This is a genomic window from Leucobacter sp. USHLN153 (assembly GCF_037145615.1).
In the GTDB taxonomy this organism is placed as follows: Bacteria; Actinomycetota; Actinomycetes; order Actinomycetales; family Microbacteriaceae; genus Leucobacter.
The window spans coordinates 21,680-45,076 of sequence record NZ_JBBCXE010000006.1; the positions used below are offsets into that span (position 1 = coordinate 21,680).

Annotated in this window: 21 protein-coding genes, 1 tRNA gene and 1 pseudogene; 13 read left to right on the forward strand and 10 right to left on the reverse strand. The window is 65.0% G+C overall.

What is annotated here, in order from left to right; genetic code table 11:
* Positions 1–88 precede the first annotated feature (88 nt).
* Positions 89–1,645 carry an MFS transporter gene (locus WFH00_RS10845; RefSeq protein WP_336660855.1) on the reverse strand — a complete coding sequence of 519 codons (1,557 nt, stop codon included), beginning with the start codon at positions 1,643–1,645 and terminating at the stop codon, positions 89–91.
* A 2-nt stretch (positions 1,646–1,647) separates the two neighbouring features.
* Positions 1,648–2,316, reverse strand: a complete 669-nt coding sequence (locus tag WFH00_RS10850; protein ID WP_336660856.1) for a TetR/AcrR family transcriptional regulator — start codon at positions 2,314–2,316, stop codon at positions 1,648–1,650.
* Between the two features lie 217 nt (positions 2,317–2,533).
* Here WFH00_RS10850 and rraA point away from each other — a divergent pair, with 217 nt between their 5' ends.
* Together rraA and WFH00_RS10860 are read left to right on the forward strand one after the other, a co-directional pair.
* Positions 2,534–3,004 (forward strand): ribonuclease E activity regulator RraA, encoded by a 471-nt coding sequence (gene rraA, locus WFH00_RS10855; protein ID WP_336660857.1) that lies wholly within the window; start codon positions 2,534–2,536, stop codon positions 3,002–3,004.
* Between the two features lie 53 nt (positions 3,005–3,057).
* Positions 3,058–4,047: a lysoplasmalogenase family protein gene (locus WFH00_RS10860; protein ID WP_336660858.1), complete on the forward strand. Its 990-nt coding sequence runs from the start codon at positions 3,058–3,060 to the stop codon at positions 4,045–4,047.
* Here the strand turns inward: WFH00_RS10860 and WFH00_RS10865 are convergent.
* A complete protein-coding gene (locus WFH00_RS10865; RefSeq protein ID WP_336660859.1) occupies positions 3,938–4,834 on the reverse strand; it encodes an NUDIX domain-containing protein in 897 nt (298 codons plus the stop codon). The genes WFH00_RS10860 and WFH00_RS10865 overlap by 110 nt on opposite strands.
* 226 nt (positions 4,835–5,060) lie before the next feature.
* On the opposite strand from WFH00_RS10865, the gene WFH00_RS10870 reads away from it, so the two are divergent.
* The 3 genes from WFH00_RS10870 to WFH00_RS10880 all read left to right on the forward strand — a co-directional run bounded on the left by WFH00_RS10870 (position 5,061) and on the right by WFH00_RS10880 (position 6,640).
* Positions 5,061–5,525 (forward strand): aminoacyl-tRNA deacylase, encoded by a 465-nt coding sequence (locus WFH00_RS10870; protein ID WP_336660860.1) that lies wholly within the window; start codon positions 5,061–5,063, stop codon positions 5,523–5,525.
* Positions 5,526–5,755: 230 nt separating this feature from the next.
* Positions 5,756–5,829 (forward strand) — tRNA-Pro (locus tag WFH00_RS10875).
* Positions 5,830–6,115: 286 nt separating this feature from the next.
* The gene (locus tag WFH00_RS10880; RefSeq protein WP_336660861.1) at positions 6,116–6,640 is read left to right on the forward strand and encodes a tyrosine-type recombinase/integrase; all 525 of its coding nucleotides are present in this window, start codon (positions 6,116–6,118) and stop codon (positions 6,638–6,640) included.
* A 479-nt stretch (positions 6,641–7,119) separates the two neighbouring features.
* Here WFH00_RS10880 and WFH00_RS10885 read toward each other — a convergent pair whose 3' ends face one another.
* A complete protein-coding gene (locus WFH00_RS10885; RefSeq protein ID WP_336660862.1) occupies positions 7,120–9,531 on the reverse strand; it encodes a P-loop ATPase, Sll1717 family in 2,412 nt (803 codons plus the stop codon).
* A 272-nt stretch (positions 9,532–9,803) separates the two neighbouring features.
* Here WFH00_RS10885 and WFH00_RS10890 point away from each other — a divergent pair, with 272 nt between their 5' ends.
* Together WFH00_RS10890 and WFH00_RS11910 are read left to right on the forward strand one after the other, a co-directional pair.
* Complete coding sequence (locus tag WFH00_RS10890) at positions 9,804–11,276, forward strand: serine/threonine-protein kinase (RefSeq protein ID WP_336660863.1); 1,473 nt, start codon at positions 9,804–9,806, stop codon at positions 11,274–11,276.
* A gap of 115 nt (positions 11,277–11,391) precedes the next feature.
* Positions 11,392–11,814 (forward strand): annotated as a pseudogene (locus WFH00_RS11910) (DUF2510 domain-containing protein); the annotation flags it as partial.
* Between the two features lie 168 nt (positions 11,815–11,982).
* Here WFH00_RS11910 and WFH00_RS10895 read toward each other — a convergent pair.
* A complete protein-coding gene (locus WFH00_RS10895) occupies positions 11,983–12,216 on the reverse strand; it encodes a hypothetical protein (protein WP_336660864.1) in 234 nt (77 codons plus the stop codon).
* Positions 12,217–12,452: 236 nt separating this feature from the next.
* Here WFH00_RS10895 and WFH00_RS10900 point away from each other — a divergent pair, with 236 nt between their 5' ends.
* Positions 12,453–13,142, forward strand: coding sequence for an aspartate/glutamate racemase family protein (locus WFH00_RS10900; RefSeq protein ID WP_336660865.1), 690 nt, complete (start codon positions 12,453–12,455; stop codon positions 13,140–13,142).
* A gap of 238 nt (positions 13,143–13,380) precedes the next feature.
* Here the strand turns inward: WFH00_RS10900 and WFH00_RS10905 are convergent, their stop codons facing one another.
* The 5 genes from WFH00_RS10905 to pelF all read right to left on the reverse strand — a co-directional run bounded on the left by WFH00_RS10905 (position 13,381) and on the right by pelF (position 19,680).
* Positions 13,381–14,904 carry a sunset domain-containing protein gene (locus WFH00_RS10905; RefSeq protein WP_336660866.1) on the reverse strand — a complete coding sequence of 508 codons (1,524 nt, stop codon included), beginning with the start codon at positions 14,902–14,904 and terminating at the stop codon, positions 13,381–13,383.
* A 192-nt stretch (positions 14,905–15,096) separates the two neighbouring features.
* A complete protein-coding gene (locus tag WFH00_RS10910; RefSeq protein ID WP_336660867.1) occupies positions 15,097–16,143 on the reverse strand; it encodes a DNA-3-methyladenine glycosylase family protein in 1,047 nt (348 codons plus the stop codon).
* Positions 16,140–16,820 carry a spherulation-specific family 4 protein gene (locus WFH00_RS10915; RefSeq protein ID WP_336660868.1) on the reverse strand — a complete coding sequence of 227 codons (681 nt, stop codon included), beginning with the start codon at positions 16,818–16,820 and terminating at the stop codon, positions 16,140–16,142. The genes WFH00_RS10910 and WFH00_RS10915 overlap by 4 nt, the downstream gene beginning before the upstream one ends.
* Positions 16,817–18,070 (reverse strand): hypothetical protein, encoded by a 1,254-nt coding sequence (locus WFH00_RS10920; protein ID WP_336660869.1) that lies wholly within the window; start codon positions 18,068–18,070, stop codon positions 16,817–16,819. The genes WFH00_RS10915 and WFH00_RS10920 overlap by 4 nt, the downstream gene beginning before the upstream one ends.
* A gap of 59 nt (positions 18,071–18,129) precedes the next feature.
* Complete coding sequence (gene pelF / locus WFH00_RS10925; RefSeq protein ID WP_336660870.1) at positions 18,130–19,680, reverse strand: GT4 family glycosyltransferase PelF; 1,551 nt, start codon at positions 19,678–19,680, stop codon at positions 18,130–18,132.
* A gap of 234 nt (positions 19,681–19,914) precedes the next feature.
* Here pelF and WFH00_RS10930 point away from each other — a divergent pair, with 234 nt between their 5' ends.
* From WFH00_RS10930 to WFH00_RS10950, 5 genes are all read left to right on the forward strand, one after another.
* A complete protein-coding gene (locus tag WFH00_RS10930; RefSeq protein ID WP_336660871.1) occupies positions 19,915–20,322 on the forward strand; it encodes a hypothetical protein in 408 nt (135 codons plus the stop codon).
* Positions 20,323–20,431: 109 nt separating this feature from the next.
* A complete protein-coding gene (locus WFH00_RS10935; RefSeq protein ID WP_442918843.1) occupies positions 20,432–21,031 on the forward strand; it encodes a YdeI/OmpD-associated family protein in 600 nt (199 codons plus the stop codon).
* Between the two features lie 32 nt (positions 21,032–21,063).
* Positions 21,064–21,477, forward strand: coding sequence for an NAD(+)--rifampin ADP-ribosyltransferase (arr, locus tag WFH00_RS10940; protein WP_336660872.1), 414 nt, complete (start codon positions 21,064–21,066; stop codon positions 21,475–21,477).
* Positions 21,478–21,696: 219 nt separating this feature from the next.
* The gene (locus tag WFH00_RS10945; RefSeq protein ID WP_336660873.1) at positions 21,697–22,356 is read left to right on the forward strand and encodes a TetR/AcrR family transcriptional regulator; all 660 of its coding nucleotides are present in this window, start codon (positions 21,697–21,699) and stop codon (positions 22,354–22,356) included.
* A gap of 23 nt (positions 22,357–22,379) precedes the next feature.
* Positions 22,380–23,123: an SDR family oxidoreductase gene (locus WFH00_RS10950; protein WP_336660874.1), complete on the forward strand. Its 744-nt coding sequence runs from the start codon at positions 22,380–22,382 to the stop codon at positions 23,121–23,123.
* The last annotated feature ends 274 nt before the right edge of the window (positions 23,124–23,397 follow it).

Genomic DNA, 23,397 nt, shown 5'->3' on the forward strand with positions numbered 1-23,397 from the left:
GGGGTCGGGTGCATGAGGGGCGCTTGGGCTGATGCTCCCTCGCTGCATCCCCGGGGCACGAAGACCCGGGGAGTCGAGGGCTCCGGCCCTAGTGCGACGCCGCTGAGACGTCCGTGCCCTTCGGGGTCGTGAAGAAGACGGCGGCCGCGACGGCGACCATGAGGGCGGCTCCCGCGATCCCCGTCACCTGCATCGAGTGGGTGAATGCGACCCCGGCCTGCTCCGCGATCGCGGGAAGACGCAGCTCTTCGGCGATTGAGACCGCCGCACCGAGTGACTCCTCGGCCTGCTCGGCGAGCGGCCGATCCACACCCGTGAGCACCCCGGCCGCGACGAGCTCTGCCCGGTACAGCAGAGCGGAGACGCTGCCGAGGATCGCCACGCCCAGCACCGCCCCGAGCTCGTACGAGGTCTCCTCAATGGCGCCCGCGTTGCCCGCGCGCTCCTCGGGGGAGCCGTGCATGATCATCGCCGAGGCGATCGCGAGCGAACCCGTGCCGGCCCCGACGAGGCAGAGCGCCACGAGCACGGTGGCGAGGTGAAGCGTGCCGGGCTGCACACCGATGATGAGCATCCCGAGCCCCGCGAAGCCGAGCCCGCCGGCGAGTACGCCCCGAGCGCCGATACGGCGCGCCAGCGAGGGAGCGACGAGCGAGGCGAGCGCCCCCGCGACCGCGACCGGCAGGAGGCGCACGCCCGCTTCGACCGGGGTGGCGCCGTCGACGAGCTGCAGCCACTGCGCGATGAGCAGCAGTGCTGCGATCATCGCGAAGGTCGACCCGAGAGCCGCGATGGTGCCGGCCGTGAAGACGCGGTTGCGGAAGAGGCGCAGCTCGAGCAGCGGTGAGTCGCTGCGCACGCACCGCACGATGAACCACGCCAGCAGAGCTGCGCCGATAATAAAGGCGACGAGCGCCTCGGGTACGAGCAGGCTTGCCTCCTTGCCGAACGTCTTGATGGCCCAGACGACGAGCGTCATTCCGGCGAGGGAGAGGGCCGCCGCGAGGAAATCCCATCGGCCCGTCGACGCGACGCGGGACTCGGGCAGGAGGAAAATGCCCGCGACAACGGCTCCGAGCATGAGCGGTACGTTGACGAGGAACGCCGCGTGCCACGAGAAGTATTCGAGCAGCAGGCCGCCGGGGAGCGGGCCGACGGCGGCGCCGAGCCCCGAGACCGCGGCCCAAATCGCGAGGGCCGTCGCGCGCTCGCGGGGGTTCGTGAAGATCACGCGGATCAGTGAGAGCGTGATCGGCATGATCATGGCCCCGCCGACGCCGAGGATCGCGCGCAGGGCGATCACCGACTCCGCGTTGGTGGCGAAGAGCACGAGCAGCGACGAGGCGCCGAAGATCGAGTAGCCGAGCAGCAGCATGCGCTTGCGGCCCCAGCGATCGGCGATGGCGGCGAAGGAGACGAGCAGGCCCGCGAGAACGAGCGAGTAGACGTCGATGATCCAGAGCTGCTGCGCCGCGGTCGGGTGGAGCTCGGCGGCCATCTCGGGAAGCGCGATGTTGAGGATCGTCATGTCCATCGTGACGACGAGGAGGCTCGCCGTGAGCACGCTGAGCGCGGCCCAGCGGCGCCCGGTGCTGAGGGGCGCGCGGCCGGAGGCGGTGGGGCTGAGGGTGCGCGGATCGGACATGGTCAGGCTCTTTCGGGGTTGGTGGTGGTGGTGTTGGGGCGGTTCGCGTTCGCGATGCCGGGGCTCGTGTTCGCAATGCCGGAGCTGGCGTTTGCGATGCCGGAGTTCGGGGGAGCGTCGGGCGCCGGCATCGAGGCCAGCGCGGCGACGACGCGAGTGAGCTGTTCGCGGCTCGGTGGGCGGCCGGTCAGCCCCGACTGGATCGTCGCCCCGTCGAGGTACACCGTGATCGCTGTCGCGCGCTCCCGGCCGAGATGCGGCGCGAGCATGTCGATCAGTCGCTCGGGCCAGCGAAGCGCGAGGGCGCGCAGTCGCTCGTCGTTCGTTCCGGCGGTCATGAGCGCGATATCGGCGTGCACCGTGCGCTCGTCGCGGAGGTAGCCGAGCATCTCGTCGATCACGGGTCCGGGGTCCGCTTCGATGCGGGCGACGAGCGGTTCGATCTGCGCGAGTCCCTCATCGATTTCGTCGGCAAGCGCCTGCAGGGCGTTTTCGCGGAGATCGTCGATCGAGCTGAAGTACTGGGTCGTCGAGCCGAGCGGCACACCGGCGCGCGCGGCAACGGCGCGATGGGTGAGGGCGGCGGATCCGCGCTCAACGACGATCGCGGTGGCGGCGGCGAGGATCGCGCGTCGCCGACCCTCCGGATCCCGTTTGCGGGGAGTAGACATGCCGCCTCCTGGGTTGGATTTCTGAGCTTGCAACTTAATGTACATCAGTACATGTACATTTGTACAGGAGGCATTCTGAACCCGCTGATTCGCGCAGCCGGATTACGCGAGATGGCGTTCCTTCCGACAATGTCGGCGGATGCAGGTACCGTAAATCGCAAGCGCCGCACTAGGCTGCGCACGCGGGCAGCGGCTCGCGCGAAAGGGGAAAGACACCATGTCGCAGATCAGCACGGCCGATCTCTACGACCAGCGCGGGAGCGAGCTGCAGTCGCTGGCGCTGCAGTTTCAAGACATCGGTGGGGTCACCGGGTTCTCCGGCCCGGTGCGCACCGTGAAGTGCTTTCAAGACAACGCGCTGCTCAAGCAGGTGCTGTCTGGGCCAGGCGATGGTGCGGTGCTCGTGATCGATGGTGGTGGATCCCTCGAGACAGCGCTCGTGGGTGACATCATCGCGGGCCTTGGATGCGACAACGGTTGGTCGGGTCTCATCGTGCACGGTGCGATTCGCGACCGCGTGGCGATCGGCACCCTTCCGTTCGGAGTGAAGGCGCTCGGGTCGAACCCCGCCAAGTCGAGCAAAACGGGGGAGGGTGAGGTCGATGTTCCCGTTGAAATCCAGGGTGTGACCTTCCGCCCGGGAGCACAGGTGTGGTGCGACGCCGACGGGATCCTGGTCGAGCCGTGATCGCCGCATGCAGCGGGGCTGTGAAGCGCGGCACCGAGCTCTAAGATGCGAGTATGACCGAGCGCTCCGGTGCACTCTGGCCATTCGTGCCGTACACGGTGGTCGCGGTCGTGCACGTCATCGCGTGCTTCGGTCAGTACCCCTTCGAGTGGTGGACCAAGCTGCTGCTCATGCCGCTGCTCGCGCTCGGGGTCGTCGCGACTCTCGTGTTCGCACCCGCTACGCGCGTGCGGCCCGTTCCCGCTGGCGCGATGGGCCTGCTGCTCGGCGCGTTGCTCTTCTCCTGGCTTGGCGATGGTGCTCGCTGGTTGCTGCCTGCGCTCACTTCTCGGCTCTCGAGCGAACTTCCGCTCATGCTGATGTGCTTCGGCGTCGCGCACGCGCTCTACCTCCTGCTCATGTGGCGAGGTCGCGGTATTGCGAGGCGTCGCCTCCCCGCCTGGAGCCTGATCTATGTGCTCGCGTACCTCGTGCTCGTGGCGCTGCTGCTGCCGCACACGAAGTCGTTCTCGATCGCGGTGATGGGCTACGGCCTGCTGCTCGCGGCGACGGCCGCGATGGCGACGCGGTGCGGGGCGATTGTCGGCTGGGGTGGTGCGCTGTTCCTGCTGTCCGACGCGATCCTCGCGTTCAGGATGTTCATGCCGGGTTCGAACGTCGTGACGAGTGGGCTGGTGATGCTGAGCTACGCGCTCGGGCAGGGGCTCATTGCGTACGGAATCGTCGCCGCGCTGCGGCGGCGGGCGGAGCTGGCGGATTCCGGGGATTCGGCGGAGGTGCCCGCGGCACCTGGTAGTGCCGGCCGTGCTGATCCTGCCCCCGCGCCTGCGGCCCGAGTCTCAGAATCTGCCGGGGGCTCCCGTCCTGCGCCCGTGTCAATGGACCGCGACCTCGAATCATCCGGGCCCGCTGATCCTTCTCCCGCCGAACCCGCTACTCCTCGGGCAGAATCCGCAGCAGCTTCTGCACCCCGCGAATCGTCGACGCACCCGCCGCGCCCACGCGCACCCGAAGCTCCGCGTCGCTCGTCACCACCGTCGTAACCGACCCGGTAGCGCTCAGCGACTGCACCGCCTGAACGATCGTGTCGTCGCCCGTCTCCTCGGCGCTGAGCACGCGCACGGCTTCGGTGCTCTCGATACCGCGTGCAGGCCCCTCGACGACGAGGATCCAGTCGGGGTAGACGCGGTCGAGGCCGGGCATGCGCGGCTCGCCGAGGTCGAGGAACCCGGCGCGCACCCCGTCGCTCGAGGTGACGAACGTGTGCAGCCGGTCGCGGAGGCGCTCGGCGGCGCCGCGGCGATCCTTCCACCAACCGTTCGGCACGCTGCCGATGACGTTCGCGGCGTCGACGACGACCGTCGGCGGCTGGCCGAGCAGGGGGCGCAGCAGGCTCCAGCTGTCGGCGAAGGCCGGGTGCAGCGGCAGTGTTTCGACGTGGTCCAGCGGCACCCAGGCGAGGGCGTGGCTCTCGGGGTCAAGAATCTCGGGCTCGAATTGCGTGACGACGTCGGCGATGAGCGTCGTGTAGGTCCAGCCACCGCGGTCGAGCACGTGCGTGTAACGCGGGCGCACCGAGCCGTCGGGCACGCCGGCCTCTTCCTGCGATTCGCGGAGGGCCCCGGCGTTCGCGGCTTCGCCCTCGTGGCGCGCGCCGCCCGGTATGCCCCAGGTGTCGCCGTGGTCGCTCCAGGTGACCCGGTGCTGCATGAGGATCGCGTCGCGGGCGTGGTCGTAGGCGAGCAGGCCGGCGGCGCCGAACTTGCCCCAGTAGCGCCCGCCATCGCTCGCGGTGACCCATGCATCGCCGGGGTTTCGGAGGTCGCTCATGGTTTCAGCGTAGCCGTAGCGCGGCGGGCGGCGCTCGGATTCTCTCGGGCGTGACGTGCGGTGACCGGCGGCGACGGGCTGGGGCCGGCTGGACTCCCTGCGGTGATTGGCGTTTCTTCGGGAGTGCTGCGCCGCTTCGCCTGGGAATGAGCTGCCGCTCGCGGCGGTTGTGTGCAGGTGACGTCGATGATTTTGTGACGCCGCCCAGAACGAAGGAGCACGCGAAATGACAGAGCCTGTCCGGGGTGTTGCACCGTACGCCGCCGCGGCCGAGGACGCTGCCGCTCGCGGCTTGGCGGTCGAGTTCGTATCGCGTACCCCGGGGGAGCGCCCCGCGCCGCTGCCGGGTGTCGAGCTCGTGAAAACGATCGTGGTGCAGGCGAAGGATCGCCACGTGCTCGTGCTCACCCCCGTCGACGAGCAGTTCTCGTGGGCGAAGCTGCGGGCGCTGCTCGGCGTGAACCGCCTGTCGCTGCCCGACGCCGAGGGTGCGCTCGCCGCGACCGGATACGCGCGCGGCACGATCACCCCACTCGGCGCCCGAGGATCGTGGCCGGTTGTCATCGACGCGCGCCTCGCGGGGCGGCGGATCGCGATCGGTTCCGGCAGCCCCGCGCACGGGGCGCTGGTCGACGCCGACGCGCTCGCCGCCGCGTACTCCGCGACCGTTGCGGATCTTGCGGCTGAGTGAGTAATCTCTGGGCCGCCGGACCTCGTGAGCTCCGTTTTAGTTATCGCGCGGAAGCCGGGTGCGTGATGGCCCAGCTCTGCATCGTGCTGAGGCTGGTGCGGCGAGCTCGCGATGCCGCGCCGAGCCGGCCTTCTCTTCCGATGGTCATTCCGATCGCCGGAGTATGGGTAATATAGAGGGGTTGCCTCGGCACGGCGGGTTCCTCGGAACCGGCTCGAGCCGGAGAACAACGGGCTGTGGCGCAGCTTGGTAGCGCACTTGACTGGGGGTCAAGGGGTCGCAGGTTCAAATCCTGTCAGCCCGACAAAAAAGTCCCGGAAACTCAAGGGTTTCCGGGACTTTTTAGGTTGTGGGATTTGATCCGGTCATCAAAAACCCATCACTTTGACTCCGTTTCGCTCCTTCTGAGAGGCTGCAGCGAGCCGATTCTGAGGACCACGCTGAGGTCCTTCCCAGTTGCTGCCGGTTCGGATGTCGTCGGCTCCGCACCTGTTCGGTATGGATACCGAACGCAGCACCGCAGACGCCCCGGGGTCTCGAGCCCCTGCTCGACGTAGGAGAACTGGCCGACTACTTGGGCGTGCGAAGTGATGCTCGGCACCTCCGCACGCATCGGAGAGGTGATCGCGATCCGACGTCGCGACGTTGATGTGACAAGCGCAACTCCCTCGATTCGGATCAGCGGCACCATCGTCACGCACCGAGGCTCGCCGAGGATACGGCAGGGCCATCCGAAGACTGCGAAGTCGAGGCGTACGGTCGCGATCCCGACTTTCACTGCAGAAGCCGTACGGCGCCGACTGACTCGGCTGGATGACTCGTCGCTCGATGCGCTGCTGTTCTGCAGCCGCGAGGGAACCCCGCTCATGACGAACAACGTGCGCCGCCAACTTCGGCGCGTCCTCGACCTCGCGGGCTTCAGCGGGGTTACCCCGCACTTGTTCCGACGGACGGTTGCGACGGCGACCAGTAACGAGGCCGGCGTCGACCTCGCCGCGGAGTTGCTCGGGCACACTGATCCGGCGATCACGATCCAGCACTACATCCGTCGTAACGAGATGGTGAATCCTGCCACTGCAGAGATGCTCGACCGCGTCTTCAAGAGGGCATCGTGAGCATCGGGACTCTTGGAGATGGGCGACTGCTGACGAGAACGCAGGCTCTGCGCGTTTCCTACGAAAGCTGTGAAGTCTGGAATGCCGATAGGCCCTGCAAATTCTGGGACCACGACTAAGCCGCGAGATGCACCAGGAATGCCCTCCACCGCCGATAGAGCGTCACCGTGTAGTTCCCTTTCTCGTACTGGTTCGAGCCGCCGCCCGGGGCGTGAAACGGAGGTTTCTACTTGGAGCGCGCGCATCCTATGTCCACCGCCATCTGATCGACTCTAGATGGGCGCAACCCACGTTGCTTCCGGTATATGCCGCGAGCTACTTGCTGTCTCGCCCGTCACTGTCTTGGGTAGAGCCGGAAGACGCCATCTGCCGCTGCGAACGTTGACCATATCCTCGTCGTTCAGCCTCCGGGTAATCGCGTTGAAGTTCATGCCTGTGGCATGCTTGTCCAGCGCCCAGCTGACTGACAGGGGGGGGGCTCAGTTCTCAAACGTATCGACGGATTCCAGGGTCACATCGTGCACATCTGAGCGGTGGAGGTCGTCGTCATTAACTTCGAGAAACGGCCGGAAGGCTGGATGGACTCGGTATCGCAGTGGTTCCTCCTGCCTCTCAGCAAATCTCTGCGCTACCTTGGTCTGCCTTCGAGTGTCAGTCTCTCCTTCCACGTGCACAAACTCACCAGGTCTTACTTCGATGCCAAGGAAGGATGTGCGCATGAGCCAGTCGCGAATTAAGTCGGCGTCACCATAGGGTTGAAGGAGGTGCAGCAAATCCGGCGCGCTGAGAGTGCTGTCGAGTCCAGCGAACTCGTACAGGACTTCTTCGAGGTCAAAGTCCTCGGCATCGCTTTCGACTAGAAGCGCCTCGATGGCGAACCGCGAGTACTGTTTCTCGGCGAAAGCAATATCTCCCGCGGTGATGCGGTTATGCTTCCGGTTTATCGCAGTGGTCAGAGCTGCATTCGCGAAGAAGATCAGATCGCGGGGTCGAGATAGAGTGCGCCAAAGGAAGTAGTCGCGAGTGGGTACTCCTCGCGCTTCCTTATCGAATATCTCGTCCCACATACTGAAGATCGCTGAATCGTTCTTCCGTGATCGGTTGGCAACATAGCGTTCTTCTAGCACGCGAACTAGAAGCTCCGGGTCCTGCCAGCGGACGCTTAATACGCCGACCTTGTCTGGCTCCCTTGCAAACCTGGCGATGAAGTCGTAGATATCTGTGCGCAGGAAGATGCTCAGCGTCACCCGCACTGGAGAGAAACTGGCAGGGGGTTTACCGAACTCCTTCTCTACTCGCCCTATGGCTGACAAAAGGGCAAGTATGAAGCGAGCCATGACTTGGTAGTTTGCCCCCTTCTCCCACGTCTTGTCCAGGTTATCGATGAGCACGGCGACTCTCTTAAAGTCCTTCAAAGTACGAAGGACGAGCTCGCGCATTCTTCCTAGATGGTTTAGTCGAAGCATCCGGGCGACGAATGCCTGAGGCGCTTCCCCTTCGCGTGGTTCCGCCTCCTTTAGTCGATCGAGTGCGTGTTCCAGGCGAGCCGAGAGGTCGTCATCGAGGTTTACTCCGAGATCATCAAGTTCACCAACAAGTTCTTGGAGGGCACTGTTGGTGCCGGTCCCAGCAGGTTTCTCGCTTGCATGTTTAACTGCCCGCACCGCAATTTCTGTATAAAGGAGGTAGTTCCAGAGGCTCACCATGAAGTATTCGGACTGGCTACCAGCGTCAAGGCGATCCACAACTTCGATAAGTCCGGCGAGTTCATAAGCTGATGGTTTGACCGAAACGACTAGATTTCGACGGTCTCGTCTCAGATCGTCGACCGCTTGACTCATCGTTGCTGTTTTGCCTGTACCTTTCCGTCCCAGGAATACTTTCGCGTCGCCAGCGAGAATTGATTGGAACTCGCTTGTCTCGACGAAGTAGTCGGAGAGTTCATCGCGTTCGTACTCGGCGACGAACTGTCCGAAGCTTCGGATCGGAAGCTCAATGTCTAAAGCAAGCTTGCCGAGTCGCCGATTCGTGCCGGCTTGCTTTGGTAATGTGTCCAGCCAGGTCCGCACATGTTCGACTAGATCCACGGTGCTGCTGTATGCGTAGAGAAGGTCGCGATAATCGAGCGGTGATTCGAAACCGTCTTCCACAACCATTAACACGGGAAGAGCGAAACCGTGTGCGATTCCAGCCATCAGGCTCGCCCGCGCATTGTGCTCGCGAGAGCGAACCCTCCGTTCTGCGAGGAGGTGAAAGACGGCCGCTGAAGAACGGTAGATCTCCTTTACGTAAAAGTCGAGTGGCGCCATTCCGAGATCTTCTCCCGAAGCGAGGAGGGTAAGATGCGACTGGCGTTCCAGGAAAGCTTCTAGTGATACGGCGGGTTGAATCCGCGATGGTAGAGCGGGCGCGAAGATCGCCTCTGGCTGTCTGGTACGCCCCCCAGCTAGTAAGCCTTCAAGGAGAGGAGGCTCGCTTTGTGCCTCGGGGTCAGCGCTCAAACACTGGGCGATCAGCGAGTCAGCTCTTCCTGAGTAGTTGACTCGACCAATAGTGGAAAGAATCCCTAAGTCTTTCCAGTTCTTCTCTGCCTCCGTATCCGTCTCATCAAGTGCGAACCACAGGTGCTTTCCCTGAGCGAGTGCGTAACCGGCTTCGAAAAGAACGTTGAAGTTGAGATCACTGATTTCCGCAATCAGTGCAGTCTTTGAGTCGATCGCATTTGTGATTGTCTCGATGAGGGTTTTTCCTTGAACATGGAGCGATTCCCAGGTTATTGCGTCCGACCCACCGTCACGAAGACCGCTTGCGGCTGTTCTGAGCGTCTCTGCTCGAAGTTTCGGCTTGCCAGCGTAAGCGAAGAACCATGAAGCGGCGGATTCATCCCTCATGCCATCAGACTACTCAATGGCCTGGCTTGGTGCATTCTGCATCAACGCCTGAACTGTTTTGGGCGTGCTCGCGTCGTGTCCCGTTCCCCCTTGTCGGGTTTCTCCCGGGCAGGACACTGGCCTCAAGCGTGTCATCGGTCTTACATAAACTAGATCAGTGGCCTGTAGTCGGACGAGCCCCTCCTCGCTCAGCGGTGGTGACTGCGTTTCACCACCGCGGAAGTGTCTCATCGGCCCGACAAGCGGGTATAGAGACCTACTACCCTCAAAGCGTGGAACTCCAACTCGACAAGCACACATGGACCGTGGTTGGTCCGCTCGCGGCGGATGAAAGTGGGTTCGGGAGGGTCTACGAGATCAACTCCGAAACCGGCGAAGACGCCGTCGCTAAAGTCGTCCCGAAGGCTTCAGGAGCTCAACGAGAGCTGCTGATCGGAGACTCTATCCAGGCAGCCGGCTATCGAAATGTCATCCCCATTCTCGATAGTGGTGAGCATCAGGAATCTTGGATCCTGGTAATGCCTCGCGCGGAACGGTCGCTGGCGCAGCTTCTTCAAGAACAAGATCTCCTGGACCTCAATGCGTCGCTGGTGATCTTGAAAGATATCGCTACAGCACTTGCCGAGATCGACAGTGCGATTGTTCACCGAGATCTCAAGCCTGCAAACATTCTCTTCCATGCAGGGAGGTGGAAGGTTGCCGACTTCGGCATCTCTCGGTATGCCAACGCAGCTACCTCCGACGACACTCGAAAATTCAGTTTCACTGCTCCGTACGCTGCTCCTGAGCAATGGGAGTATCGTCACGCAACGGGTGCGACTGACGTCTATGCTTTCGGCATTATCGCGTATGAACTTCTAGCAGGTGAGCGCCCGTTCGTTGGGCCAGCGCGCGAGGACTATCGAGGCCAGCATCTAAACGCTCCCGCTCCGGAACTCAAGATTGGTCCTGCAAAGCTCCGCTACCTCATTGAGGAGTGTCTGGACAAAGATCCTGAACTCCGACCAAAGTCTCGCGCATTGCTTTCACGGCTTGAGTCTGCAGGGCAGTCCACCCGTCGTGCCAGTGCCTCCAAACTTGCCGAGGTCAGCTACCAGCATGTCCGGCGACACGCACAGCAACAAGCGCAAAAGAACGCAGAAACTGAGCGCCTGGATCAGCACCGACGTAAAGTCCAAGCGGCTACTCGCAGGTTGTATGACGTCACTGACATCTTGGAACAAGAAATCCGCGACAACGCTCCAACCGCGGTTTTCGAGGAGATCGTGGGCAATGCTGCTCCCCGGTTTGAAGTCAAGCTCGGCCCGGCGAATCTGCGTGTCGGCCGCATCGAATCCATCGATGGGTGGAAAGGTCCCTTCACGGTGCTTGCGACTGCGAGCATCTCCCTTTCAATGCCGACGAACCGGTACGGGTGGAGTGGTCGTAGCCACTCACTCTGGTACTGTGATGCGCACGAAGAAGGAGTCTTTTCCTGGTTCGAGCTCGCTTTCATGGACAACGCGTTCTCAAGTAGTCGTCGATCATTCGAACCGTTCGCGTGTTCGCCGCATGAATCTGAGTACGCGCTCAAGAACGTTGTAGGCACGATGCAAGCAGCTTGGCCGGTGACGAAGATTGACCGGTCCGAGCCCGACGAATTCATTGAACGTTGGCTCTCCTGGTTTGCGGACGCTGCGGCCGGCAAGTTGCAGCGCCCCTCGACCATGCCCGAGAAGCATGCGGAAGGTACGTGGCGTCGCTAGCCAAGCGCTCCGCGATGGGGCCGAGTAAACCTACTGGACGCTTGCGGGCGATTTTTCGGGTGAGCTCGCAGCGAGGCAGGAGTATCACTCGACACGCCAAGATACTTTTAAGTACATGCATAGAGATACTCCGACATGGCCCGCGGGGTGGTACCCCGACTATTTTGACCAAAGGAGCATTCGTTGGTGGGACGGCAAGACGTGGAACGAATACGTTGCCCCCGCACCAGAACCAGAGGCCGTGACGGAGTCGCACGTTAGAGATCTGGGCTTAAGGTCGACAGTTGAAAAGTTGTCCGAGTCCAAAGCTCTTAATCCCGAGCCTGTTCCCGGAACGGCACCTCCGCCGGAGGCAGATCCGAAAGCGGCTGAAAGGTCACTCGAGGATCTAGGCGCTTCTGCGGCGTCCGACGACGATCTCCGAGAGGCATCGGCCCGTGCTGCTCTTGCCGCGCCTGAAGGGTGGTATCCAGACCCCGAGCTTCCTGGAAGGTTGCGGTGGTGGAGCGGATCCACTTGGTCATTGCCTAGTGCTGCTCCGCATGCCCCACATCCTTCGCTCTCTGGGAGCCAGACCGCGAAAAGTCCAATGCTTGTTGCGCCCGAGGGACTCAAGGGCCGAGATGCGGAGACGGAGTCCCGCCGAAAGACCGGACTCACGATCTACTGGTCGAACCTCTTTAGCTTTCGGTGGTGGTGGTTCACGCTAGGCGGAGGACTCTTCATCGCCGTTTTTATCTCCATCGCGACTGGTCTGGGGACGTTCTTGGTGCCCATCATCATCATCGGCATGGGTTTCTTCTGGCTCACGGTTCAGATGCATTGCCGGGCTTGTGCTCGCAGACTTGCCGCTGGAGGCATCCAAACGCCCAAAGTTTGTCGGTCCTGTGGCCACCCCACAGATGCAGGTCTTCGAGAGATGGGCTAGTTGCTCAATCATGTGCGCGAGTCTTCCAAATACTGCTCTACAGATTTCGGCGCCCATCTCGTTTGGGGAAGATGCCTCTTCAGTGCTGTCAAACCAGCAGTACGACCACTGCCTGGTCGAAACTATCCGTAGGAAAGTAGGGACTGCGGTGATAGCCGTAGATGGCGCCAAGGGACGCTAGCGCAGGGCAGGGAGAGGCGTCGCCGTCGAGAAGTCGACCTTCGACCGGTCCTCTAAGATAGGAATGCATGAAGACAATCGGGGTTCTCGGCGGGATGAGTTGGGAGTCATCGCTGGAGTGGTACCGGAGGGCGAACGAGCAGGTGCGCGGACGGCTCGGGGGCTACCACTCCGCGCCGATCCTGCTCGACTCTCTCGACTTCGCCGAGATCGAGGCGCTCCAAGCCGCTGGCAACTGGGACGCGGCCGGCCGTTTCCTCGCGACGCACGCGCAGGGGCTTGAGGCAGCAGGCGCCGGCCTCGTCGTGCTGTGCACGAACACGATGCACCTTGTCGCCGACCAGATCGCGGACGCCATTGGCATCCCGTTCGTCCACATCGGAGACACCACGGCCGAAGCGATCAACGCGTCGGGCCTGTCGACCGTGGGCCTGCTGGGTACCGCGTTCACCATGGAGCAGGCGTTCTACCGCGACCGACTTGCTGCGCACGGGATCACGACGCTGATCCCGGGCGACGAAGACCGGGGGACGGTGCACCGGATCATTTACGACGAGCTCGTGCAAGGGATCGTCACCGAGGAATCCCGCCAGGCGTACCGGGAGGTGATCGGCCGTCTCATCGAGGAGGGCGCGGAAGGCATCATCCTCGGGTGCACCGAGATCGAGCTCCTCATCGGCGAGCGCGACTCATCGGTGCCGGTGTTCCCGACAACCGCGCTGCACGTCACTGCTGCGCTCGCCGCCGCCGGACTCTGAAACGCCTACCCGCCCAGGGGGCCAGATGACGGCGTCGAGATAGGTTCTGGTCGGTAGCGCGAGCACTTGAGCCTCAATCGCGGATATCAGAGACCGGAGTGCGCAGAGGTGCATCCGCTCTGGTCATCGTCAGCTTTCGGTACATTCGATGCGCTGCAGTAGCGACCGCAACTACAGAAGTGGGGGGGGGGGGGGGGGGGGGCCGCCCCGGCGCCCCCACTTCGAGCAGATGGTCAGGTCAGCGCAGCGAGGCGCGGTAGCCGGCCTTCTCGGCGGCCCGGGGTGTGCTGAAGCACTCCTCCGGGTTCGTGCGGCTGTAGAAGGCGCCGCCAGGCACGTGGTAGATCATCGAGCTCGCATTGCCCTTGATGGGTGCCCACGCGGGGCAGTTCCACGAACCGCCCGAGGGGGTCGTGCGCGACGGGTAAGTGATATTCGCAGTCGCCTTCGAGGTCGTCGTCGCCGTCGTGTAGCCGCCCTTCTTGCCGGTCACCTTGACCTTGATCGACTTGCCGAGGTGGCTCGAGGTCAGCTTGAGCTTCGACGAGGCGCCGCTCTTGACCAGCGTGCCGTTCGCGTACCAGCGGTAAGTGAACTTCGTGCCCTTCGACCAGGTGCCGGTCTTCGCGGTGAGGGTCGAGCCCAGTGTCTTCGTGCCGCTGATGGCGGGAGTCGCCGAGCGCGGCACCTTCTTGATGGGGGACGAGGTCTTGGCGACGGTGGTATAGCCCGACTTCTTGCCGGTGATCTTCACCGTGATCGCCTTGTCGCGCTGGCTGTTCGTCACCTTGAAGGTCGACTTCTGAGCCTTGGAGATCGCCTTGCCATTCGCGTACCACTGGTACGAGAACTTCGTTCCGGAAGTCCACGTGCCCGGCTTCGCGGTGAGCTTCGAGCCAACCAGCGCGGAACCAGTGGCCTTGGCCCTCCCCGCGACGGCTACCTTCGTCGTGGACTTCGACGTCACCGCCTTCGTCGGGTGCCCGACTTTGCTGCCCGTGACGCGGACAGTGATCTTCTTGCCCTTCTGGGCGCTGGCAAGCTTCAGGGTCGACTTCGTGGCGCCCTTGATGGACTTGCCGTTCGCGTACCACTGGTAGGCGAAGCGCGTGCCGCTCGTCCAAGTGCCGGGCTTCGCGGTGAGCTTCGATCCGTAGACCGCGGTGCCGGTGACCTTCGGTGTGGCGAAGCTCATCACGCGCAGGGTCGCAGCGGAAGTTTCGACCGTGTCGCTGTACCCAGCCTTGCTGCCGGTCACCTCGACCGAGATCGCCTTGCCGCTCTGCGCGGCGGCGATCGTGAAGGTCGACTTCGTAGCTGACGCGATGACAGCGCCGTCGGCGAGCCACTGATAGCGGAGCGTCGCGCCCTCGGTCCACGTGCCGGGCTTTGCGGTGAGCTTCGTTCCGACGAATGCAGAGCCAGAGATCTTGGGAACCGACGATGTCACCGCTGGCGTCGGCTCGGGAGTCGTGGGCTCCTCCGGCTCCGTAACCTCGGACTCCGTAACGTCCGACTCCGTAACCTCCGGCTCCGTAACTTCGGGCTCCTGTACGTCGGCCTCGGTGGCGACAACATCCGGGGCTTCAGGATCAGGCACGTCAGTCTCAGCGGACTGGGCGGTCGACGTAGTCTCTTCGACAACGGTCACTGCCGGCTCCGAGGGGCTCTCGGTCGCATATGCGGGGACGGCGCTCATGAAGCCGAAGGTGAGTGCGGTCGCGAGCACGACCCCGATGTGTTTACGCAGCGGTGCGGTCATTCGATGATGTCCTCGGTATGAAGCGCCGGCCCGCCCGGAGCGGGCGTCGCCGAGCGCGGCGGGATACATGTGCATCACCAGTTGCCGCACACACGAGAAAGAGCTCGGAGCGCAGGGGTCGGCGACGCGATTTTGAGATTAGCAGCGTCTGGCCGTCGAATTACGCAATCTTCTGCGCGTCGGTAGTGGATCCTATGCGACACCAACGGAGGCCGCACGCCACAGGTGCGCGGTCAGCATCGTGCGCCACGGCGCAACGCGGTCGGCCCACTCGATGAGGCCCTTCGGCGTCGCCGGGATGCCGATGAGCCGGGCGCCCGCTCGCGCCGCGCTGTCGCCGGGCAGCAGCACGTCGGAGTCGGCCAGCACCCGCATGCGCACGTAGTCGGCGGTCCACGGGCCGATGCCGGGTCGAGCGAGGAGGGCGGCGCGCTGATCCGCCGGGTCATCTTCAACCGTGAGCGTGAGCGAACCGTCAGCGAGCGCAGCGGCTGCGCCGGTGATGGCGCGGATCCGGGCAGCTGGGCCGCGCAGCACCTCGTGGCCGCGCTCTGCGATCACCGCCATCGACGGGAACAGCATGAGCGGCCCTCCGCTCACACAGCCAGGGCTCTGCGACGAAGACGCATCCGGTCGCCCCGCCGCCGGAATCTCCACCGGCTCACCGAGCGCTTCCACGAGCCGGGTGATCATCGTGCGCGCAGACACGACCGAGATCTGCTGGCCGATCATCGCGCGGATGAGCATCTCGTGCGCGTCGGTCGCGCCGGGGATGCGGAGGCCGGGGGAGCGCGCGATGAGGGGCGCGAGCTCCGGGTGCTGAGCGAGCTGCCGATCCGCCGCCGCCTGATCGATGTCGAGCGCGCACACCCGGCGCGCGATCGCGATGAGCGCGGGGAGATCGGCTGGGTCCGTCACCTGCGCCCGAACGTGGAGCTGGTCGGGTCGGTGCGGATCCGCCCGAACCTCGAACCACCCCGGCCCACCTGGGAGGCGGACCCCGCGAGCGAAGGACTCGCCATCGCCGCGCTCCATGCCCGGGATCGCGCGATCCGCCATCCATCGAAAGACATCGGCGGCGTCGAACGGCTGACGAGCCTGGAGCTGGGTTTCGAACGCACGATCGACGCCTCCGGCCCCGACAACACCTCCGGCACCGACAACCCCGCCGGCCCCGACAACGCCGCCGCGACCCGGCACGTCGTCACGAGGATGCTGAAGGGCCGCTGGCGAATTCACACCCTCATCGTCGCACGCGCGCTGCCGGCCCAGCCCGCGGGCAGGGTCGCCCACGGGTTCGGCAGCCGACCGGCCGTCACCCACGCGAGCCCCGCGCCACGCTCCGCGCACACGGCGAGCGCCGTAGTCTGCTCGGCCTTAGGCACGCCGTGCAACAGCATCCACACGCGGTCGGGGTCCGTGCCCAGCAGCGAGGGCGACGGTTGCCAATGGAGGAACTCCAGCCAGTTGTTCTCCATCACGCACGTGACGTCGGCGGTCTCGATGAGATGCGGGTCGGGAAGCACGCCGGGGTTCGCCGCAACCGTCTCAGCACCGAGCTCACGGAGCCGGTCGATCGTTCCGAGCTGCCAGTTGCGCTGCCGCAACTGCGACGGCACCTGGTCGAGCAGGATGCCCCGCACCGAGGGGAGCGCGAGCCAGCGTTCGGCCTCCGCGAGGATCTCCGCCTCGGTGCGCTCACCGTACGAGGTGTCGACGTAGCCGAGCAGCGGGGTGGCAAATGGTGCCTCGAGCACCTCGCGATACGCCTCGTCATCGTCGGCAAAGCCGTTTCGCACGTTGACGACAGCGAATGCGAGCTCCCGGTGCGCCTGCAGCCTGCGCCAAGCATCGGGCTCTTCGAGCGGATGCACGTACCAAGGGGCTGCGAGGCGCGCCGGGGGTTGCAAGGTCACCACGCCGCGGGTCGCGACATCATGCGGGCTGACAGCGCGAGAGTGAAGGCGAGCGTGAGCGCGGCGAGCGAGGCAACGGTCGCGAGCACGGTGATCTCGACTCCCGTCAGTGGCATCAGACCGACAGCCGCGCACAGCAGGGCGGCGCCCAATGCGAACGCCGTCGCACCCGCGGCGCTGCCCGCTCGAAGTAGCACGCCGGTTCCGCTCGTCACGGTCGCGACCACGCATGTGGCTGCGACCACATGCCAGAGCGCCTCCTCGGGGGCGAAGAACGCTCGGGAGAGCACCGCGACACCTGCCGCTATGACGACGATCGCGCAGGTGCCGAGTGCGCCCGCGATGGCGGTGGCGCGGCGGGCCGCGGTCGCGCTGACGACGGTCGTCGCGATGCGGTGCACGGCGGATCGCTTGAGCTCGAGCAGCGGATCGCTGATGGCACCCGCGACGAGCCCGGCCACCGCGATCGCCGCGAAGGCCTGCTCTCCGGTCATGAGCAGCAGCACGGCGAGCACCCCCACCTGCCCGAGCGCTTGCATCGCGCCGAGCACCGCTGCCGCGACCATGTCGGGTGTGACGAGGCGGCGTGCAGTGGCGAGCGTGTGGGAGCCGAACTCCTGATTGAGCACCACGGCGGCGGCGATGGTCGCCGCAATGGCGACGGCGACTCCGACGATGCGGCCGGCCTCGGGGGAGACAAGCGTCGCGGCGACCGTGGTGAGCGCTGCACCCGCGGCGGCCGCGATGACGAGCAGTGGCCGCAGCCGGAGGATGACGAGCACCGAGGCACTGACGGCCCAGAGCGCCCACCAGATGGGCGCGGTCTGCCCGATCGCGAGGCTCACGATGGCGACGATTGCGAGGAGCGCCGGCGCGGTCCAGACGGCGAGGGCCGCGGAGGCGTGGTGGCCTCTGACGATTGCTCGCCAGATTCCCGCGCTCACCGCCTGGCTGCAGACCCAGCCTGTCGCGCCGGTTACGAAGACCTGCGCAGGGCTCGCCCCGGGGGAGAGGCAGGCGAGCGAGATGAGCACGCCGGCGACGAGCACGATCGTGCGCCACAGCGCATTCACGAGCAGGTCTGAAGTGCCACGCGACTGCTGGGCCGTCTGCTGCGGTTCGCGGAGCTCCCACATCGCGGATGCGAGCTCGAACACCGTGTTCCATCCAAGCCGCTTCGCCGCGGCGTCGCTGTAGCCCTGCGACTCAATGCGAGCCGCTGCGTGGTACGGGTCGATCGCGGAGTTCACCGCAAAGTTTAGGTCGGGCAGGTTCGCCGGTGAACCGGCCGCGTGTGACGTCGTCGCGCTCACGATGCCACCGCCTGCTCAGTGCGGGCGGGCAACTCGGCGACGGGCGCGAGTTCGGTCTCGACCTGGGGGTCGGTGGTGATCGGAGTCACTGGTGCTCCGTACTTCGCCTCGTGGTAGACGGATCGGTACGCGTTCGCGAACCGATCGAGCGCGAACACCTTCGCGGCGCGTGCGCGGCCGCGACTTGCCATGTTGCGGCGCGCGTCACCGTCAACGAGGAGCGTGATGAGCTCCTGTGCCATCGCGTGAGGGTCGCGCGGCGACACGAGGGCTCCGGCGACGCCGTCACGGCCAACGATCTCGTTCACGCCACCCACGTCGGTCGAAACTGTCGCGCGGCCGCACATCATCGACTCGATGACTGTGTAGGGCAGCCCCTCCGAGATGGAGGAGAGAGCGACCACGTGCCCGGCCTCGGCCGCGATGCGCGCGGACGGCACCTTGCCCTCGAACGTGACGGATTCCTCGAGATCGAGGGATTCGAGCTGCGCCTGGAGATCGGCGAGATACCCGTGATTCTCCTCGGGGATCGGCCCGAAAATGCGCAGGCGAGCGTCAGGGACGTGCTCGGTCACCCGCGCGAACGCGCTGATGAGGGTGCCGAGATCCTTCAGTGGATCGACCCGGCCCACGAACGACACGGTCGGCACCTCGGGTTCCGTGTCGATCGGCGCGTACTTGCTGTCGTCGACGCCGTTGTGCACGACGCGAATACGCTCGCGGTCGGCCCCGAGGTGCTCGGCCCACCGCGCGTTGAACTCGCTCACCGGCGCGTGGACGTCGGCCTCGCGGTAGACGACCTGGCAGATAACGCGGGTGAGCGCGAGCAGCGCCATGGCGACCGGCAGTTCGAGATGCGCCTCGCCGAGACCGAGATAGCGCTCGCGCAGGTACACACCGTGCTCGGTGAGGATCAGCGGGGTGCCGTCGCGCCAGTGACGCGCGAGCCCGATAAGCGCCGACGCGCCGTTCGTCGTCGCGTGCACGACATCAACGTCGGGCCACTGCACGTCGAGTGCGCTGAGCATGCGGATCGCGAGAAAGTCGATCTGCCCCGCGTGGTACATCGACAGCGGCTCGAGCTCGGGGTTCGCTTCGCGGTGTCCCGCCCACGCTCGCGCGATCGCATCGAGTCCGGTCACGCGATCGAGCGTGGATGCCAGCGCGTGGCGATCATTGACATCGGCCAGCTGCCTGAGCGCGCGTGCGGCGTCTCCGATCGGATCGGCCGAGCGTCCGTCTGGGAGCGTGGCGGCCCACAGTGCGTTCAGTGCCGCGGCGACCCGGCGATTCTCTGCCCGTCGTCCCCGCAACCGCGCGCGGGGAATCTGATCCCACATCGGCACGAGCGTCACTCCGGTGACGTTCTCGGGCCGGTCCCACTGAGACCCGCGGTCGTCGCCGACCAGCGTCACAACTTCGAACTCGTGGTCCGGGAGCGCGCGCACCAGCTGGTCGTACCAGGTGCTCACCCCGCCCATGGACACGGGGTACGTACCCTCTCCGATCAAGCCGACGCGTGGACCAAATTTCCTGTGCTGTTTCATATTGTCCCCTCCCGCGCTCTAGTCAACGGATTCATGACGGAAAGGGGATCCGGGAGAAGTACGTAGCTTTCGGAAAAAAGCTAGCGAAGGCTCCCAGGTTAGGTTCGTGTGGAGCTCCGCCCGGCGGCCGAGCATTATCCTCGGAGCATGACGACTTCGGGCCGCAATACCTCCGCTCGATGGCGGCGAGTTGCGTCGGCCGTCGCGCGAATGGTCGCTATTCCAGTCGGCGTCATGGCGATTCTCATCGGCCCCTACATGTGGATCCACCTCTCCAACAATGCTGTCGCGCAGCGGGTGGAGGATCGCTTGCTGGAAATACCGCTCCCGCCAGATACTGAGCTCGTCGACTCGGCATGGGCAGCTCAGCGGCTTGCTGGTGCTGGCAACGGTATGGAATATTACGGATCGCTGCTTTTGCGCAGCGATCTCGACGAAGCCCAGCTGCAAGAGTTCTACGACGGTATTGCCGACGATGACGAATCACAGTCCGTCATCGCAACGAACTCACCAGACCTCGGCCGTAGAGACTTGATGTTCAGCTCATTGCACGACCTCGACCAAGCGAACCTGTATATGGTCATGTCGGCGGGCAACGCTCCCTCCGCGCTGCATCGAGACTTGGACCTTCGAGGGCACTGACATAGCCGGGCGTCTCGCCGTATCTCTTCACACCGGATGTCCCGAGTTCGGCGGTATTCATGCGCGATCGCGGGTGCAAATTTCGCGACAGGCAGCTTACGATGGCCGGGTGAGCATCGATGAGGATCCGGGCACGCTGTTGCTGGAGGACGTCGAGGCGTGGCGCACGTGGCTCGACGCCAATGAGGGCGAGTCGTACGGCGTCTGGCTGATCCTCGCGAAAAAGGGCACCACCGACCCGACGACGTTGAACTACGCGCAGGCGCTCGACGAAGCGCTGTGCAGCGGCTGGATCGACGGACCCAAGCGGAGCCGAGACGCGGCGACCTTCCTGCAGCGATTCACGCCCCGACGCAAAGCATCGATGTGGTCGAAACGGAACGTCGGAATCGTGGCTGAGCTGATCGAGCAGGGACGCATGCGCCCGCGAGGTCAGGCGGAAATCGATCGAGCGAAGCAAGACGGACGGTGGGAGCGCGCATACGCGGGATCCGCCACCGCCGAGGTGCCGAGCGACCTCGAAGCCGCGCTCGCCGCATCCGATGGCGCGAGGGCGACGTTCGCGACCTTGAACCGGCAGAATCGCTACGCCGTGCTGCACCGCGTCACCACCGCACCGAGCCCGACGAGCCGCGCAAATCGCATCGCGAAGCTCGTTGATATGCTCGCCCGCGGCGAGACCCCGTATCCCCAAACTCTGGCCACGTGACGTCCGGCCGCTGGATTCTTAGACTGGGCGCCATGAGCGACGTACTCGACGAGGGCCCGTTCTTCCATGGCACCCGGGCTGAGGTGGGCCCGGGCGACCTGCTGACCGCGGGTTTGCGGTCGAACTATCGGCCCGAGGTCGTGATGAATCACATCTACATTACTGCGCTACCCGACGGCGCAGGGCTCGCCGCAGAGGTCGCAGCGCTCGACGGCGGCACGCCGCGCGTCTATGAAGTCGAGCCCACCGGGTCGTTTGAGAACGATCCGAATGTGACGGACAAGAAGTTTCCCGGTAACCCGACGCGCTCCTACCGCAGCGCGGAACCCCTGCGGGTTGTCCGCGAGGTCACGGACTGGCCTCGACTCAGCCGGGATGCACTGCAGGTTTGGCGCGAGCGCCTCGCTGCGCTCCGGGATGACAACTCCGCGCAGATCATCAACTAAGAGATCGAAGCTGCCTGCGAAACTGAGGCGTCGCCACGATTCACCTACGCGTAGGCCGCTCGCGCGCTACGCGCCTCATGGGCCGGTCGGTTGTTGCGGTTTTTCGGCGCTTACCCAGAACAACTGACCGATCTCGGTTGAGGGGTGCGGCGGGGCGCCGCGTAGCGGCGATACGCCCTGACGGTTGCAGCGATAAGAGGCACGTGTTATCGTCGTTACGTGAATACAAGATCAGTGATACTCGAGCAGGCGGCTGAGCTTCTCGCGACCTCCCCCTCGGGGGACGTCTCGACTCGAGCCGTCTGCGAAGCGGCGGGCGTGACCCAGCCCGTGCTGTACCGCCTGTTCGGCGACAAGGACGGCCTGCTGACCGCCGTTGCCGACCACGTCTGGGAGCAGTACCTCGACGGCAAGCGCCGCGCGGAAGAGTCCGACGATCCGCTCGAAGACCTGCGTGCCGGCTGGGATAACCACACGGCCTTCGCGCTCACGAACCCGCACGCCTACCGACTGGTATTCAGCGCGGATCTCGCCGTGCGGCCAGCGGCGATCGCCGAGGCCATGCGCTTGCTCGTCGGGATCACGGAGCGGCTCGCGGCTCAGGCTCGGCTCGCTGTCGCACCGGAGGTCGCGGCGCAGATCGTGATGGCGGCGAACAGTGGCTTCGCGCTGGGGGCACTTCTCCGGCCGGAGGTGCACACGGCCGCATCGATCGATGTCCGCGAGGCGACGATCCGCGGGATTCTCGCGGATGCGGATCCGACGGACCCACTCGCCGGCGCGGTCGCGACGATTCGCGCCCGAGTTCCGGGCAATGTGACCTCGGCTGAGGCGGGGCTGCTCGACGAGTGGCTCGACCGGCTGACGAAGAACGAGTGAAGAATTTGGCAAGGAGCAACACCATGAACACCACACACCAGCAGAACCGCGTCGCACTCGTGACCGGGGGTTCGGGCGGCATCGGAAAGGCTGTCGCCGAACGCCTCGCCGCGGACGGATTCGCCGTGTCCGTGCACTACGCGGGCAATCAGGCGAAGGCGAACGCGGTCGTCGCGCAGATCACTTCGGAGGGCGGGCAGGCCATCGCGGTCGGCGGTGACGTCGCCGATGAGCAGGCCATGAGCAGCGTCTTCGACGCGACCGAGCAGGCATTCGGGGGAATCGATGTCGTCGTCAACACGGCGGGCGTCATGACCCTCGGCCCCATTGCCGAGTACTCGCTCGAAGACTTCGACAAGATCGTCCGCACCAACGTCCGCGGCACCTTCGTGGTGTCGCAGCAGGCGGCGCGTCGAGTGCGCAGCGGTGGCGCGATCATCAACTTTTCGACCAGCGTGACCCGCACGCAGTTCCCGAACTACGGCGCATACGTCGCCAGCAAGTCTGCGGTGGAGGGCCTCACGATGATCCTCGCCCGCGAACTGCGCGGCAGGAACATCACCGTGAACGCCGTGGCGCCCGGGCCCACCGCGACCCCGCTCTTCCTCGAGGGCAAGCCGGAGTCGGTCATTGAGTCGCTCGCGAAGGCCACGCCGCTCGAGCGCCTCGGCCAACCGGAAGACATCGCTGAGCAGGTCGCGCACCTCGCCGGCCCCGCCCGCTGGGTCAACGGTCAGGTCATCTTCACGAACGGCGGCCTCGCATGAACCGCTTCGTCGTCATCACCGGTGCAAGCTCCGGTCTCGGCGAGGTCTCCGCGCCTTTTGGCGTGTAGCGGTTGCCGGATGCGGCATAGCTGCGGGGCGGATCGCCATGCCCCGAACTTCCGTCCCACCTCGGCCGTGAAAGGCGTAAACTACCGGCACTGAAACCCACTCGAACCATATGTGCAGGCAATGAGGCTTCGCGGGGGCGTGCAGCGAGGCCGCGCACGGCACCGGTGTGGCCGGGCACCAACATGCGGATCGGGAAGGCCAGGAT

Bases quoted from the DNA above. Each gene is read 5' to 3' on its own strand.
- WFH00_RS10845 (WP_336660855.1), bottom strand. From the start codon at position 1,645: ATGTCCGATCCGCGCACCCTCAGCCCCACCGCCTCCGGCCGCGCGCCC.
- WFH00_RS10850 (WP_336660856.1), bottom strand. From the start codon at position 2,316: ATGTCTACTCCCCGCAAACGGGATCCGGAGGGTCGGCGACGCGCGATC.
- rraA (WP_336660857.1), top strand. From the start codon at position 2,534: ATGTCGCAGATCAGCACGGCCGATCTCTACGACCAGCGCGGGAGCGAG.
- WFH00_RS10860 (WP_336660858.1), top strand. From the start codon at position 3,058: ATGACCGAGCGCTCCGGTGCACTCTGGCCATTCGTGCCGTACACGGTG.
- WFH00_RS10865 (WP_336660859.1), bottom strand. From the start codon at position 4,834: ATGAGCGACCTCCGAAACCCCGGCGATGCATGGGTCACCGCGAGCGAT.
- WFH00_RS10870 (WP_336660860.1), top strand. From the start codon at position 5,061: ATGACAGAGCCTGTCCGGGGTGTTGCACCGTACGCCGCCGCGGCCGAG.
- WFH00_RS10880 (WP_336660861.1), top strand. From the start codon at position 6,116: ATGCTCGGCACCTCCGCACGCATCGGAGAGGTGATCGCGATCCGACGT.
- WFH00_RS10885 (WP_336660862.1), bottom strand. From the start codon at position 9,531: ATGAGGGATGAATCCGCCGCTTCATGGTTCTTCGCTTACGCTGGCAAG.
- WFH00_RS10895 (WP_336660864.1), bottom strand. From the start codon at position 12,216: ATGATTGAGCAACTAGCCCATCTCTCGAAGACCTGCATCTGTGGGGTG.
- WFH00_RS10900 (WP_336660865.1), top strand. From the start codon at position 12,453: ATGAAGACAATCGGGGTTCTCGGCGGGATGAGTTGGGAGTCATCGCTG.
- WFH00_RS10905 (WP_336660866.1), bottom strand. From the start codon at position 14,904: ATGACCGCACCGCTGCGTAAACACATCGGGGTCGTGCTCGCGACCGCA.
- pelF (WP_336660870.1), bottom strand. From the start codon at position 19,680: ATGAAACAGCACAGGAAATTTGGTCCACGCGTCGGCTTGATCGGAGAG.
- WFH00_RS10930 (WP_336660871.1), top strand. From the start codon at position 19,915: ATGGCGATTCTCATCGGCCCCTACATGTGGATCCACCTCTCCAACAAT.
- arr (WP_336660872.1), top strand. From the start codon at position 21,064: ATGAGCGACGTACTCGACGAGGGCCCGTTCTTCCATGGCACCCGGGCT.
- WFH00_RS10950 (WP_336660874.1), top strand. From the start codon at position 22,380: ATGAACACCACACACCAGCAGAACCGCGTCGCACTCGTGACCGGGGGT.